Origin of the sequence: Streptomyces sp. NBC_00203 (assembly GCF_045206325.1) — a bacterium.
GTDB classification, from domain to species: Bacteria; Actinomycetota; Actinomycetes; order Streptomycetales; family Streptomycetaceae; genus Streptomyces; species Streptomyces lutosisoli.
Window position 1 is genome coordinate 6,226,481 of the sequence record NZ_CP108126.1, and the last position, 14,241, is coordinate 6,240,721.

The 14,241-nt window shown below is 65.9% G+C and carries 14 protein-coding genes; 7 read left to right on the forward strand and 7 right to left on the reverse strand.

Annotated elements, in window-relative coordinates:
* Window positions 1-122 precede the first annotated feature (122 nt).
* Genes OG975_RS27890 through OG975_RS27900 form a run of 3 tightly spaced genes read left to right on the forward strand, consistent with a single transcriptional unit; the run spans window position 123 to window position 1,917 of the window.
* Window positions 123-677, forward strand: a complete 555-nt coding sequence (locus tag OG975_RS27890; RefSeq protein WP_406332131.1) for a hypothetical protein — start codon at window positions 123-125, stop codon at window positions 675-677.
* Window positions 674-1,468 carry a hypothetical protein gene (locus OG975_RS27895; RefSeq protein WP_406332132.1) on the forward strand — a complete coding sequence of 265 codons (795 nt, stop codon included), beginning with the start codon at window positions 674-676 and terminating at the stop codon, window positions 1,466-1,468. Before OG975_RS27890 ends, OG975_RS27895 begins: the two co-directional genes overlap by 4 nt.
* A gap of 8 nt (window positions 1,469-1,476) precedes the next feature.
* Window positions 1,477-1,917: a hypothetical protein gene (locus OG975_RS27900; RefSeq protein WP_406332133.1), complete on the forward strand. Its 441-nt coding sequence runs from the start codon at window positions 1,477-1,479 to the stop codon at window positions 1,915-1,917.
* A gap of 26 nt (window positions 1,918-1,943) precedes the next feature.
* On the opposite strand, the gene OG975_RS27905 is transcribed toward OG975_RS27900, so the two are convergent.
* From OG975_RS27905 to OG975_RS27935, 7 genes are all read right to left on the reverse strand, one after another.
* The gene (locus OG975_RS27905; RefSeq protein ID WP_406332134.1) at window positions 1,944-2,816 is read right to left on the reverse strand and encodes a hypothetical protein; all 873 of its coding nucleotides are present in this window, start codon (window positions 2,814-2,816) and stop codon (window positions 1,944-1,946) included.
* 262 nt (window positions 2,817-3,078) lie between these two features.
* Window positions 3,079-3,327 carry a DNA-binding protein gene (locus OG975_RS27910; RefSeq protein ID WP_381246849.1) on the reverse strand — a complete coding sequence of 83 codons (249 nt, stop codon included), beginning with the start codon at window positions 3,325-3,327 and terminating at the stop codon, window positions 3,079-3,081.
* Window positions 3,328-3,340: 13 nt separating this feature from the next.
* Window positions 3,341-7,681 (reverse strand): DUF6531 domain-containing protein, encoded by a 4,341-nt coding sequence (locus tag OG975_RS27915; protein WP_406332135.1) that lies wholly within the window; start codon window positions 7,679-7,681, stop codon window positions 3,341-3,343.
* Window positions 7,682-7,688: 7 nt separating this feature from the next.
* Window positions 7,689-8,000, reverse strand: a complete 312-nt coding sequence (locus OG975_RS27920) for a hypothetical protein (protein WP_381246844.1) — start codon at window positions 7,998-8,000, stop codon at window positions 7,689-7,691.
* Between the two features lie 393 nt (window positions 8,001-8,393).
* Window positions 8,394-9,443 carry a hypothetical protein gene (locus OG975_RS27925; RefSeq protein ID WP_406332136.1) on the reverse strand — a complete coding sequence of 350 codons (1,050 nt, stop codon included), beginning with the start codon at window positions 9,441-9,443 and terminating at the stop codon, window positions 8,394-8,396.
* Window positions 9,431-10,087: a hypothetical protein gene (locus OG975_RS27930; protein WP_406332137.1), complete on the reverse strand. Its 657-nt coding sequence runs from the start codon at window positions 10,085-10,087 to the stop codon at window positions 9,431-9,433. The genes OG975_RS27925 and OG975_RS27930 overlap by 13 nt, the downstream gene beginning before the upstream one ends.
* A gap of 156 nt (window positions 10,088-10,243) precedes the next feature.
* Complete coding sequence (locus OG975_RS27935) at window positions 10,244-10,969, reverse strand: hypothetical protein (protein ID WP_406332138.1); 726 nt, start codon at window positions 10,967-10,969, stop codon at window positions 10,244-10,246.
* A gap of 202 nt (window positions 10,970-11,171) precedes the next feature.
* On the opposite strand from OG975_RS27935, the gene OG975_RS27940 reads away from it, so the two are divergent.
* The 4 genes from OG975_RS27940 to OG975_RS27955 all read left to right on the forward strand — a co-directional run bounded on the left by OG975_RS27940 (window position 11,172) and on the right by OG975_RS27955 (window position 14,226).
* On the forward strand, window positions 11,172-11,822 hold the full coding sequence (locus OG975_RS27940; RefSeq protein WP_406332139.1) for a hypothetical protein: 651 nt from the start codon (window positions 11,172-11,174) through the stop codon (window positions 11,820-11,822).
* Window positions 11,823-11,946: 124 nt separating this feature from the next.
* Window positions 11,947-12,270: a hypothetical protein gene (locus OG975_RS27945; RefSeq protein WP_406332140.1), complete on the forward strand. Its 324-nt coding sequence runs from the start codon at window positions 11,947-11,949 to the stop codon at window positions 12,268-12,270.
* A gap of 53 nt (window positions 12,271-12,323) precedes the next feature.
* On the forward strand, window positions 12,324-13,049 hold the full coding sequence (locus OG975_RS27950) for a hypothetical protein (RefSeq protein ID WP_406332141.1): 726 nt from the start codon (window positions 12,324-12,326) through the stop codon (window positions 13,047-13,049).
* 457 nt (window positions 13,050-13,506) lie between these two features.
* Complete coding sequence (locus tag OG975_RS27955) at window positions 13,507-14,226, forward strand: hypothetical protein (protein ID WP_330306583.1); 720 nt, start codon at window positions 13,507-13,509, stop codon at window positions 14,224-14,226.
* The last annotated feature ends 15 nt before the right edge of the window (window positions 14,227-14,241 follow it).

A 14,241-nucleotide genomic window follows, 5' to 3' on the forward strand; every position in this document is an offset into this window, starting at 1 on the left:
GAGCCCAGACGGGTCGGAGTCCCTCTTCCCGACACCGCAACCAAGCCTTGCGCCAGCCTCGTCCATGCTCCACGGGAATCTGCAGGATAGGGAGAAAGAGACCCGTGGGTGATTACCACGCTTTGAAGTTCGGGCAGTTCGTCGATGACCAAGGGACCACTCACAACATGGTCTCCTCGTCGGTCATCGCCGCCGTTCCCGCAGCGAAGGCTGCAGCGGAGAGCTACGGGCGGGAGGTGCACTTCGACTTCCTTGATGACCAGGCCGTCCATCGGCTGCTGTTCCACCGGTGGGAGGACAACAGGAAATGGCGCGGACGCGGGTGCCTGGCGAGCATTCCGCTGTTCGTCTTCGGAGTCGGTGCCTGGCCGTTCTGGGACCTCGTGGCGTCCCAGAAATCACGCTCCTTTCAAATCACCTTTATCGGCGCGGACGCACTGATTGTCGTCGGAATGCTTGTCGGGCTGTATCTGTGGCGACGTCCCAGCCTGCGCGACCCGTCACTGCGCAACGTACGCATCCGGGCACGCAGATACCGCGAAATCGCGGGCATCGCCCGCCGGGGCGGAGCCGATATCCCGGCCACGTACCCCTACTACGGGATGTACGCCGCGTCCCGGAAGTTCTTCCCGGACGCTCCCGAACTGCCCATCCCCGAAGAGGAACAGCCTGCGTGACGACCCCTCCCGAACTGTCCGCCCTGATTCCGTCCCAGCCCGCGCCGCCCGCCCTCCACGCGGACGACATCCACGTCCGCTGGGTCATGCCGGAGATCTTCCACGACCTCCCCCTCCACGAGCCGGACGACGACGAGGCGGTCCGGCTGGTGGAAGAACTTGTGGAAAGGGCGCTCCCAGGTGCGGGAGAGGACGACAGGACAAGATTCGGACTTATCTGCGCGCTGAGTGTCGACGATCTCCGGGCCGCCGGCACCGAGTACGCCGCCGTCTGCTTGACTGCGGTGAACGACTCCTTCTGCAGCGCCACGATGTTCGCGTCTCTTGTCGACAGCCCGGACGTCGATGGAGTTTGGGGTGCGGTCAAGGCGATCTCGTCGAGCCTCCGCGGGATCGAAGCGGGCGAGATCTCCGAGCTCGAACTCCCCTGCGGACTCGGGGTCTCCTGCGTCGGGACCCGACAGGAGACGCTTCCCGACGGACTGACCGAGCACGGCGAGAAGCTCGGCTTCCCGACCGCATCCATCCGTGTCTACGTCCCCCTCCCCAACGGCACCACCGTGGTCATGGAGATGTCCACCCCCACCATGACCGGCTGGGACACCTTCTCCACGATGTTCGGAAACACCGTCAGCAGCATCCGCCTCTTCAACGCCGACGGTTCGCGGCTGATCACGTGCGGGACCGGGGAGTGGCGAGCACAGGGACTCCGCCCTCCGACTACCGGCTCCTCGTACCCCGTGACTGGTTCCGGGTCGACCCCACGCAGGAGCGCCGGCGCCGCCAGTTGAAGACTTTCGTGGACAAGGAGTCCGCAGGAAGCGGTGTCCCGGCGGACGTTGCCCGCAGTGTGTGGACGACCTTGCGCAACACCGCCGAGAGCGGGCTCGCGCGGGGCGCGTTGGAGTTCTTCCTCAAGACGGAGTCACCTGGTGGGCCAGGTCTGCCCGCATCGCTCCTGATCTCGCTGATACCCATGTCCCCTGAACTGACGCCGGAGCCGGACGAGTTCGCCCGAGCACTCGCTGATCGCGCGGGTCCGGAGGTTCAGGTGGACGTCATCGAGCTGTTCGCGGGCCGGACCGTCCGCGCCCTGACGGAGACGACCATGGACTTCCACGTCCACATGCCCGGCGATGTGGGGTACTTGCACTTGGCCTTCTCCGTCCCGCTGAGCGGCACCAGGAGCTCTATGGGCGAACTGCGCGATGCCATCGCCCATTCCTTGCGGTGGGTCTGAGGCGCACCGCAAGGAATGGATCAGGCTCAGAGGTCACCTTCCTGATACGTCACGTCTTCGCCCTCGGGCCCCATCAGCCGCCAGTCCACCGTGGCGCCGTGACGCGCGCTGACGTCCAGGGATTTCCTGGCCGCGATCAAGTAGTTGCCGCTGGGACGACGCGTGACCAGGGCCGGGCCGACGGCGCCCACCTTGGCCAGGAAGTCGTCGAGCGCCTTTCGCTGGCCGGGGGTGAGGGCCTCGGGCCTGATCGGTTCCGACGCGGCTGACAGGTGGCGGACCAGCGGGCCGCCGTGGCTCGACGCGAGCTGGCACCAGGAGCCGCCCGCGAAGACGAGCCGGATGTCGGGCTCGCCGTGACCGAACGTCTTGCTCTCGACCGCGGCGATCTCGGCCCGCCCCGCTTCCTGGAGGACTTCCTCCCAGGGCTCGTCGTCATCGTCGAGCATGCTGATGAGGACGAGACGGCGGTCGGTCACGACGGCATGCGTGCGGTCGGTGTCGGGTCTCCGTGCGGGATCGAGCTGCCAGGGCAGCGTGCGGGCCAGGGTGCCTGGAGATGCACACATCACTGGGAAGTCATCGACCTCGTTCTCCGGGCCGTCGGAGCGGCCGAGCGTGCCCACATTGCCCACGCCTGTGCCTCCGAGAGCGGCGGCGATCCCGATGACGACCAGCGCGAGAGCGGTTCTCCCGACGCCCCGGGCAAGGCGGTTGGTTTTTGAGCGCACGGTGTTCGTGGGGCCTGCAGGCCAACCGGGCAACTCCCGTTGGATGTCGCACCGGTCGGCGTCACGAAACCAGCGTCGCCCGGAGACCGGGGTGGCGGCGCCGGTGGCGAAGGTGACGGGGACACGGGCGAGTACGCGCTTGCCGGGGTCGGGTCGCCAGCGTTCCATGAAGGGGAGACTCTCAGGTCGTGCTGTAGCTGGGGAGCGGAGATTGCCAGTCGCGCCCGGAGCCTTGGGAGTGGGTGTTTCAGCCGAGGACGAGCACGCGCCGGTCCGTTACGACCAGGTGGGTGGGGTGGTCGGTGTCGGACGGCGGGCCGGATCGATTTGCCGGGGGAGCGTACGGGCAACAGGGTCGGGGCCGCCGAGGGGGCTGGTCGCGGCCGCGACGGTCCCGATGGCTTCCGTCAGTACGACATCGGGCTACCGTTCATGAACCTTCATTGCCGTCGCCGAATTCGGCGACCCAAGAATCGAAATCCTCCTGACCATGCATATACTCCCCTGGCCCCACCATGAGGTCAGCGCCGGAAAGGCGGTCCAGTGCCGTCCAGATCCGCTCATCACGTAGTTCCGGTGCATCGGAGTCCATCATGCGCAGGGCCCATTCAGCTGCTTCCTCTGCAGTGATCGTACCGGCCGCCAGTGAACGCAGGTACGAGCGAGTTACTGCTTCCATTTCTTCATTCCCATCAGAACGTCCCTATGAGTTTTCCATTCCTGTCGAATTGATAGTGCACCTTCTTCCCGCCGGTCACGCTGACGTCAGGGCGCACGATCCTCACTTTCCCATTCGTATCCAGAGTCTCGTGCCATATTCGTTTGGCACCTGTCGCGGGGTCCCACTCGCGAACCAAGCGCCTACCTATCATCTCACCCGGATTTCGAGCCGGAGTGATCTCACCATAGAATCTGAACCGGCCGTTGGCCAGTTCCCTGTAGCCGCCCTTCCCGTACTTGTCTGCCTGCGCATAGAAATCCTGCAACTGCGCCGCGTTGGCGGTTCTCGGACAGGGGGAAAGGCCGAGCGGGTCGATCCACAGGAGTGGATTCTCTACGTATGTGTAGGAATTGTCCGCCGGTTCGAGGCCGAGCGGGTCAGGCGTGGTGTAGCGGGCCGTATCGGGAACGTAGTACCGGAAGTAGTTGTAGTGGTGGCCGGTTTCTTTGTCGTAGTACTGCCCCGGAAAGCGAAGAGGCGTGTAAGCGCGACTGTCCGCCGACCATGCCGTGGCACCCCATAGGGTTGCCCTTGCCCGCCAGGCGATGTGCCCCTGCTCGTCCACCAGTTCAGCGGGAGCGCCGACCAGATCCGTGACAATGGCGAAGAAGCGTCTGTCAACTTCCCGTTGCGGGGCTTCTGCAATGCTGATTCGTTCGATCTGAGATACGGGGTGAAGGTCGTCGTGATCCCAGGTCAAGGTGACGAGATGGGGAAGTTCGGCTACCCATGTCGTCTCTTCGCAAAGCGTTGGGCCATCCCAGGTGAAGTCGATTTGTTCGGCCACAGTTTCACCGCCGGGAGCGGCCATGCGTAGTTTCGCAATGCGTCGCCCCAGCGGATCGTACTTATATCTCCACTCAGTTCCGTCCGGTGTGCGGACCGAAGTCAAGTGATTCTCGGCATCCCATTCGAATCTCCAGGTATCGGGCTTCCGTGAGAGACGAGTCTGCTGACTCAAGGTCAAACGGCCCGCCGCATCGTGTTCGTAGCGCGTGGCTCCGGCCCGTGTGATGCGGGTTCCTGTGTACTCGCGTGCGCCTCGGGTTTCCTGTCCTGGGTGCCGTTCGGGCCAGGATGCGTCGGCTTGGTTGCCCGCGGCGTCGTAGGCGTAGGACTCCTGCCACCCCTTCGCCTGTACACCGGTCACCCGGCCGACCGGGTCCAGAGAGTATCGCCGGGCGCCGTTCAACTGATCCTCGACGCCCGTGACATAGCCGTCCACGCGGTAGGAATAGGCGCGTTCCTGCACAGTGCGTCCGTCCGTACCGATCACCGACTGTGTGCGCAGTCGCCCCATCTCGTCGAAGGTGTGCGCGAGACGGACATGCTCCCCCACCTGCCGTCCGACCTCACGGCCTGCCGCATCGCGCGCGAATGCCAGGGTCCTCCCAGCCGTGGTAAGTCCGGTGAGACTCCCCACCGCGTCGTACGTCAGAGTGCTCACGGCGCCCGACGGGGTCGTACGGCGCTCACGGCGCCCCAATGCGTCGTATGTGTAGGCGAGTTCCCTGCCGTTGACGGTTTCCGACAGCACCCGGCCGGTCGGGTCGCGCAGGATCTCCATCACCGCGTCCGGGCCGGCAGCATGGGTCAGCCGTCCTGCCAAGTCGTAGGCGAAGTCGGTGATCTGCCCGGCCGCGTCCCTGCGCAGCACTTGGCCCAGTGTGTCCCGTTCGAAACGGATCACCTCACCGAGCGGCGTGATGTGCTCAGTGAGCTGTCCGCTCGCGTCGTGGTGGTATCGCTGTACCCGGCCATCGAAGTCCGACTCCATGACCAGTCGGCCTGCCGCGTCGTACTCGTAGTCCCACTTCAGCCCCTGCGGATTGAGCACCTGGACGAGCTGGAGCTCTGTGTCGTAAGTGAACTCATAGCGCACCCGGTCCAGGCCCGTGCGAGTCGACATCAGATCGAAGGACGTGTACTCGAAGCGTGAGACGCCGCCGTTCGCGTCCGTGTGACACGTGCAGTTGCCCTCACCGTCGTAGAGCCAAGTCTCCTCCGAACCGTCGGCCGCCGTGCGTCGGGCAGGCTTGCCCTCGACGGTCCACTCCATGCGGGTCTGCGCGCCCGTTGGATCCGTCAGTAGGACGGTCCGGCCGAACGCGTCGCGTTCATAGGCGGTGACCGCGCCCAGCGCATCCGTCACCTCGACAGGCATCCCCGCCGTGTCGTTGCGAACCAGGGTGTTGTGACCGAGGGCGTCGGTGATGTACTTGAGGCCGCCGAGTTTGGCGTAGGTGAAGCGCGTGGTGCGACCGGCGGGGTCCGTGACGGCCACCGGGTTTCCCGCCCCGTCGTAATCCTGGACCCACCGCGACCCGTCCGGATCCACTACCAGCGTCGGCAGACCCAACTCGTTGTACTCGGTGGAGAATTCAGCCCCGTCCGGCCGTACGACGCGGATCACACGCCCTTGCTCGTCGTGCGCGTACCGCGTCGTCCTCCCCGATGGATCGGTCACCGCGATGAGTTGCAGGTCCTCGTTCCATTCCTGCGTTGTGACGTTGCCGAGCGGATCGGTTTCGCGGATGAGGCGGAGTGCCACGTTGTGTTCGTAGACGCGAGTGTGGCCGAGGGAGTCGGTCACGCGAGTGGTGCGGGTGCCGTCGTCATAGGCGAGGGTGGAGGCCAATGCGTCGCCGGTGCCGCCGGTGGCGACCACTCGGCCCCGTTCGTCGTAGGCGTACCAGTAGGCGGTGCCGTTGCGGTCGGTCCACGAGGTGATGCGGCCATCGGCGTCGTAGGTGTAACGCATCGGCAGGCCCGAGGAGTTGGTCTCCTCGGCCAAGTGGCCCTGCTCGTCGTAGGTGAAGGTGAGCAGGGTGGTGCCGGGGGCGTCCGGGGCAGCGGGGTCGATCAGGCGCAGACCCGTGATGCGGGACAGGGACGGATGCCGGTCCAGCGCGATGCGGTAGCCGCCGGAGTGGACGACCGCGCCGGGTATGTCGCCCTCGGTGTAGACGATGGTGATGCGGTTGCCGTTGCGGTCCTGGGTGTGTTGCAGGGGCAGGTCGACCGTCGTGTCGTCCGATGTCGCGACGGGGCTGTGGAAGACGTGGATCAGGCCGCTGTCGGGGTCGGTGATGCGGATGGCGCCGTCAACCTCGTCGTCCCAGGACAGGGTCAGGCGCGAGCCCGGGGTTTCCGGGAGGACCGGGGTGTTGGCCTCGACGTCCGGCCGGGGGAAGCACAGGCGGGCGCCGTCCGCGGCCGCGTACACGAAGCCGTCCTCGTCGGCCTGCACACGCTGGTCGAGGGTGGAAGCCCAGGACGGGCCGAACCAGCCGCCGAACCGGTACGACGAGAGGTGGGTGCGCTCCAGAATCAGCGGCAGCACGCCCGGCAGCTGTACGTCCGTGCGCGGCAGGGCCATGTCGCCCGTGGCCACGTCGATCGGGTCCCGCACGAACTTCTTGATCATGTTGCGGATCGAGGCCGGCAGCTTGTTGAAGCCCGGGTTCAGCTTGAGGCGCTCGAACGAGGCGCAGTTCAGCTTGAACAACTTGCTGAGCCTGGACAGCTCGGCAGGCTTGAGCGCCTTCAACCCCTTGCCCAGCGCCTTGCCGAGCACGCCGAAGCCGATACCCATCAGGGCACCCTCGGTGAGGATGCCGGCCAGCTTGTCCGGGTCCTTGAACGCGCCCGGGTCCTGCAGCAGCGTCTCGAAGGCGGAGAACTTCGCGCCCTCCTTGGCCATCTTGGCCACCGCCGCGACGCCCTTGATCTCCTTCAGCGCCCTCAGCGCCCGCTCCACGCCCCGGATGACCTCCATCACCCCGCGCACGGCTGATCCCAGCGCGGTGCCCTCCTCCTCGATCCGCCCGATCAACGCGATGACCTTCAGCGCGCGCTCACCCGCCATCAGGCTGGAGGCCACCTCGGACGCCCCGGCGGTCAGCACGGACAGTGCCAGACCCGCGATCTCGAACTCGACGATCTCCGCGAGGATGACGCCGATCTCGGAGAGCAACTCGTGCGCTTTGTCGGCGAAATCGTCCAGCGCCTTGGCACCCTCCCGCAGGGAGTGCGCCATGTCGGTCGCGTTCTTACGGGTCGCCTTGGCCCGCTTGTGGAAGGCCTTGGCGGTCTTGCCCTCCCACTCCACATCCGACAACGCCCGACCCGCGGCGGCGGCCGCGTCATCCAGGCCCGTGGCCAGATGCCGCCACTTCTTCGCGATCTCCCGCACACCGTCCGGATCCACCGCCGGATCGGAGATCCCCAGGAACTCCAGACCGCTGGCGACACTGTCGCCGAACATGTGGTTGAACTTGTTGATGTAATGCAGCGGATTGAGGTCGACCACGAGAGCCTCAGCCCTTCTTCCCGCGAGCCGCCGCGGCCAGCAGCACATCCAGCAGGTCGAAGGCATCCGAGACGTCGCCCATCAGCTTCGCCTCCGCCTGCCACTCCTCATCCAGCTGCTTGGTCAGCTTGGCCAGGGTGTGCATGCCGTCGCGTATGTCGTCCTTCGCACCCAGCAGCGAACCGAGCTTCCCCAGCGCCCCCAGGTCATCCGACTCCGCCTTGAACTCCTGCAACGGCTTCGCCGTGTGATGCCCCACCTTGCGCAACCCGGACGCAGCCTTGTGCAACGACGCCGCTTCCTTCTTCAAGTCCGACATGCGAGCCCGCCCCCGTAGTTCACTCTGTGCACATGCCAACCCAACGACCGTAGTGAAGAGGGTTATTGTGCTGGCATACCAGAAGTCAAGAGAAGGTAAATGATGTTGTGCCCTGCAGTGTTTCCAGCCCCAGCTGTTGCGCGCGGTCGCGGACGGTGTGGGCGTATCTCCCGGGCGGTTTTCTACTTCACATAGGAGTGGGTTCACGCCAGTGAAGTCGCGAGGATTGGGCTGAGGAGGATGCAGCGGGTGCCCCAGCTGCGGGGCTCTGATGCATTCGCGATCCTGTATTGCGAAGGGTGGACGACTGAGGTGCGCAGCCGGGAGCGGCTGCGCACCTCCGGCCGCAGTGATCGTGCGATCGGCGGACACTGCCCGTCTCAGGTTGCCCCGTCACCGGTTGACGGACTGGATCTCCTGAACGGTGACGTTCTGGGTGTTGCCGAAGGTGCCGTTCGGAAGCTTGCCGCCCGCGCCGCCCGTGCCGGTCCAGGTGATCTGCCAGGTGATGGTCGCCCGGAGCTTGTACGTCCCGTCGCCCGACGAGCGCAGGTACTTGATCCCGCACGGTGGCGTCTCGTCGGCCTTGCCCTTGGTGTAGGCCTCGCCGATCGAGCCGTCATCGTTGAATGTGCACTCGCCGGAGGCGGGATAGGTCTCGGCGTCGCTCGTACCCGGTTCAAGCTTGAGGGAGACGGGCTTTGCCGTCGTGGTGGCCTGGATGTTGAGGCCGTTGACATTGAGGGACGCGGTGACCGAGACGTCCTTGAACTTGGCCTTGTCCAGCCACGCCCAGGTGGGCAGGTTCACCTTGGTGGTGTCCTCGGGGGCGAGGGTGACCTCCGTGTCCGGGACCTGGACGCGGTTGTAGGCGAGCTCGGCGAGTACCTCGGGAGTGACGGCGTTCTCCACGTTCGGGGTGTCGCCGTTCTCGACCCAGAAGGGCTGCTTGTCGCACTTCTGGGCCTCATCGGTCAGCCAGCGGTCCGGGTCCCGCGTGGCGACCCACCAGTTGCCCTCGTCCGCCTTGTCCTTGTTGTAGTTCTTGTACTCGCCGTCTTTGTAGTAAGAGCGGTACTGAGCAACGGCGTTCTTGGCGTAGCTGGGCTGCTGGGGGTCGTTGGCGACGAGGTCGTACCCGTCCTCCGTACTCTTCGCGAAGTCGTCCGGAGAATACGGTTCGTACCAGCAGGCGGGCGGGGTCCAGTTCTCGGTGGGGGTGAGGCCGCCGGACGACGTGCCGCCACCGCCCTTGGTGGAACCGCTGAACGTGATGCGGGATTCAAGGGTGTGGCCGTCGCTCGAACCCTGCTGCTTCGTGCCGGCTCCCTCATTGCCCTTGCCGAGATCCACGTCGGCGTACGCGGGAGGGGCGAGGAGCGCGCATACGACGGAAAGGCCCGACACCATCAGCCACTTGCGCGTGGATATCACGGGGTGCATGCGCTGTTTCCCCTCTCGGAGTTGAGTACGGCGGTCTGCCACACGCCCTTGTCGCTCTTCTCCAGCCGGGTGGAGTAAAGGAGATAGGACTTGTTGGTCACCGGGGTCTTGTCGGCCGTGCCCGTCTTCCTGTCCTTGACGTACGCCTTGCCCTCGAACGAGCAGTAGGAGAGTGTCGCCTTGCCCTTGGCGTACACATCGACACGGGGCTTGAAGAAGCGGGTCTCGCCCGTCATGGACTTCTTGGCGTCCACGAACTCCTTGACCCACTGGGAGGCCCCCACCAGGGCATCCCCCTTGTAGTAGAAGCCGAGCACCGAATCGTCCGCGTTGCCCTGGGTGATGGCGTAGTCCAGCGCGTCGATACGACGGGACACGTCCGCCAGTACGGCGTCCTTCGTCGCGTCGCCCGTCTTCCAGCTCTCGAAGACGTTGGTGACATCGCCGGGCAGTGTGACCTTCGGGCGCTGAGCCGAGTCGGCGGCACTCGCGCTCGGCGAAGCCGACGTCTTCGTGCCGCCGTCGTCGGCCCCCGCGATCTTGTCGCTGTCCTTCGAGCTGTCGCCCCCGCCGCCGCACGCCGTCAGCAGCAGGGCTGCGGTCGCGGCGAACGCGGCAGCAACGGGCAAAGAGCGGCGCTTCACAGTGGACTCCCCGTGAGACATCAGTTCAGTCAAGTCAGTCAAGGGCAATGACGGTATCCGTGGGGCTCGCGGTTTCGCCACACTGAACTTCCTTCAGGACGGGGGTAATCCTGGATGATCGGTGTGAAAGGGGCGACTTTCGTGACGCACTCCACCTCACCCCAGCTTTGCGTTCTGAACCTTCACAAGTCCAGCCGGAACCTTCGCATCCCCGGCCCCCGCACCCATCACGGCCCCCGTGTCCATGCTGAAGTACGTGACGACGGTGTCGCCGAAGCGGCTGACCTGGGTGCGGACGCTCTGGGTGTTGCCGTTCGCGTCGAAGGCGGCGGCGAAGGCGAGGGACTCGTCGCCGGCCGTGGGGGCGGTCTCCGTGGTGACCGAGTCGTACGGGTTGCTGCCGCCGCTCCCCTTCGCCGTGAAGCCGCCGGCGCAGGGCTTGAGGGACTTGGAGAGGTCGGCCATGGCGGTCCGGGCCGCGCCGGACGCGTACGTGGAGAGGGTGACGTACGTGGTGACGGCGTCCGCCTTGTCGGCCCTCGCGGTACGCGTCAGCGTGGCCTGCGGCTTGCCGAGGGGGAGCTGGTTCATCGCGTACGCCAAGGACGCGCACGCCGTCTTGTCGACGGTGACATCGTCCTGGGACTTGGCCATCGCGTACTCGGTGCCGGCCTTGTCGACCGTGTACCCGGGGGCCTCGGCCGTGGTGACCATGAGCCGCGCGACCTGCTCCGCGGGGCTGAGCGTCTTGGTGGGCGAGGCTGACGTATCCGGCTTGCTGTCCGTGTTCGCGTTCGCGTCCTTGTCCGTGCCGCCTCCGCAGGCGGTGAGTACGGCGGCGAGGGACAGCGTGGACGCGACGGTCAGGGCGGTGCGCTTCATGTGGGGGGAACTCCTCGGTCGGGCGGGCCGATCCCATACGTCGGCCGAGCGACGGTGGCGGAAGCAAAGGACGATAGTGGAGCGCGACGGTTTCCGGATCGTGGACATCCTGAATGCCGGGTCACCTCGCGTCTTGCCGCAACGGGACGCGGTCATCCAGCACATGATGGGTCAGTTCTAGAAAACCGTGAGGCGTGGAACAGTGTCAGGACAGATCACTCCCGTTCCGGAATCGACGCTCGCGCGGGAGATCTTCGGGCCGCTCGGCGGAATCGTGGAGATCGGGGCGGTGGTCGCCACCGACGGCTGGGCCGTTGCCGAGGCCTCCGTGGGGGAGTTGGTGGCCCGGCGGCAGGACGAGGTGGACCAGCTTCTCGCTGCCGTCCGTGCGCTCGGTGGTTTCAGCGATGCGGCCATGGCGATCGCCGATGAACTGGGATGGCTGCGAGAGCACCAGGTGACCGCTCCGTCCCTGCTGCTCTGGTCCGGCTGCATCGAGGAGATCTCGCCCCACCGACTTGAAGAACTCGAGCGACCGACGGCCGTGCGGCGCATGTGCCACATGGGGGCGGATCTCCAACTGGCCTGTTTCTTGCAGGCGTTGGTCACCGCTGCCATCGCTGGTGGCGTGGATGCGGGACAGGGCACGGAGCGGGTGGCCGAAGCCCTTGCCCTCGCCGTCGCTCTCGCGGACGACGCGGGGCGAAGCGGAGCCGCCGACACGTTCAGGACGTGGCGGGTCACCTTCCTTCCCGGGATCCTTCGTCCCGACTCCACCGCGCCGGAGGGTGGAAAGGCAGGATTCCGCGCCTACGCCCACGCCTTGGAAGGGCTGCTCGACACGGCTGACTGATCGATTTCACCACCGAGTCACTGGGTTCGGTGTTGCGTGGGAACTGGGAACTTAGAGAGAGGCTGAGACGCTGGTGCTGCGGGTTACGGATGAAGTCGGTGAGACCTGGGACGACCCCACTGAGGTGCAGATTCAGCGCCTCTTCGCCGGGCTGAATCTGAGGTGCCGGTTTCTCGTCCTGGACCGGCCCGACGTGTCGGACGACGGTCAGACCTACCTGCAGATCCGCCTCAACGACGACCTGACCATGGTGGTTGAGTACCGGGAAGGCGGCCCCGACTCGCACTATCGAGCCGAGGTGCCGTTGTCGGCCGAACAGGGTGGCGATGAGCTCGTCACTCCCGTACTGCTCGGCTGGGCGTTCCGACGTGAGGGATGGCGCGGTGCTCTGCCGTGGGTGCGATGGGACGTCGAGCGAGAACACCCGTGGGAAAAGTATCCGGACTGACATGTATGGGGGGATGCGTGGATCTCCGCGCTGTTGTGAGCCGATTCCGGAGTGTGGAGCCTCTTCCGGGGCTGGCCGACGGCTGGCACTGGACCCTGGCGCCGGGCATCGAGTTCGCCGGTGCGCTCTCAGCCGACGGGCGGCGGCTGCTTCAGTTGAGCGGCCGTAACTCGTACGACGAGGACTTGGTGGTCGCGACCCTTGAGTTCGCCCGGGAGCACGAGGAGGTGATCTTCGCCCGGAATACCCACCTCGGCGTGGGGGAGGGGTTCAAACCGCCCGGCGGAAGCGGTGGCGGCAACGGCGGAGGCTTCGATGTCGTGGTCGGTCTCGGGCCCGAAGTGCATCGCTTCTATGACGTACAGCACCCCGACCTGACGCCGTTCGTCCGCCTGATGTTCCCGGCGTACGCCTGCGAATTCTCCGGCCGGGAGACGCTCGACGAGGCGGTGACGCGTTACGAGATGCTGCGTCTGAACAATCTTGCCCGCGATCCCCTGCCCTTCCTCAAGATGCGCTATGCCAACACGCGCACCAAGGGGTGGAGCACCAACCCTGGCTGCGGATTCACCGAGCCGCGGCGCCTCTTGGAGGAGCTCCAGTGGCTGGAAGGCGGTCAGGGGAGCTTCGTCGAGTTCGAGAATCGGCATGGCAAGGTATGGCGGATCGAATGGCATGGGGCGTGGCTCATCGCGGAGTGGGACACGCAGGACGGGGCGCCGCGGGAGATCGGGCTCCATGAACTACTGGAGTTCGCGGAGCGGGCGCTGCGCGTCTGACGTACGCCACCATCCTTCACCCAGTCACCCAGTCACCCAGTCACCCAGTCACCCAGTCACCCAGGTCACCCCTGTGACTGAAAGATCACCCTGCCCGGCCCCCCATCCGTGAGCACCTCGTGCAGGCCTCGTGCACACCCCGTGACACCCTCCGAGCTCGGGCGGACACCGGATTCGCGTGCGCACAGCGCGCCGGTGCTCCGATTCCCCGGCCCAACAGGGAACCGCCCGCCTCCCGTTGCGCGTGGAGAACACCGAGCCCCCCGAGGTTCGCGAGTCATAACGCGCCTTGAGGGGCTTATGTGCGGCTGATACGGTGCCATGGCTTGACACTCGCTTCAGCGCTGGCTATTTGGCCAGGTCGGGCGGTACGTCTGACTCGGGCGTACCGGGGTGAAGTGTCCCAATTGGCATGTGAATTGGCAGAAATCTTCTTGGGTGTACGGGGAGCGGTTGCGTGAAGATCCAAGAGCGTACGGGGGCGGGCAACCACCGTTCCGCTGCGTCGGCCCAGCCGGCGATGGGTGAGCGTCTTCCCACGCCGCCTCGCGAGCGCAAACCCGCGCTCGCCGCTCTCGCGGTGCTCCTGATCCTCGTCGGCGCGCTCGGTGCCACGATGCTGGTGTTGCGCGCCGGGGATCGCGTCGAGGTCGTACAGGTGACGAGCGACATCCAGGCCGGTGAGTCCGTGGGCAGCCACGTGACCTCCGTGATGGTCGCGGACGACACCAGCGTCAACTACGTCAGGTGGGACCAGCTCACGACCCTCAAGACGCTCAAGGCGCGGTCCACCATCTACAAGGGGACTGTGGTCATCGGCGAAATGTTCGCCAGCAAGAGCAACCTCCCCGCAGGCAAGGCCTCCGTCGGCCTGGCCCTCAAGGAGGGCCAGTACCCGGCGGACATCAAGGCAGGCGACATCGTGTCCGCCTACCGCGTCGGCGACGACACCTCCAGCTCCCGCTCCAGCAGCAGTTCGTCCGGTACGTCGTCGAGCAGCAGCAACTCGCTGATCGTCGAGAACGCGCGCGTCAACACCAAGAGCGACACCAGTGACGCGACCGTGAGCACCGGCAATCTCTCCATCACCCTGCTCGTCGACCAGAGCGACGTGCCCGCCCTCACCGCGGCCGCCGCGGCAGGCGACGTCTCCGTCGTTCTCGTTCCCGGCAACTAAAGGCGAGTGAGTAAA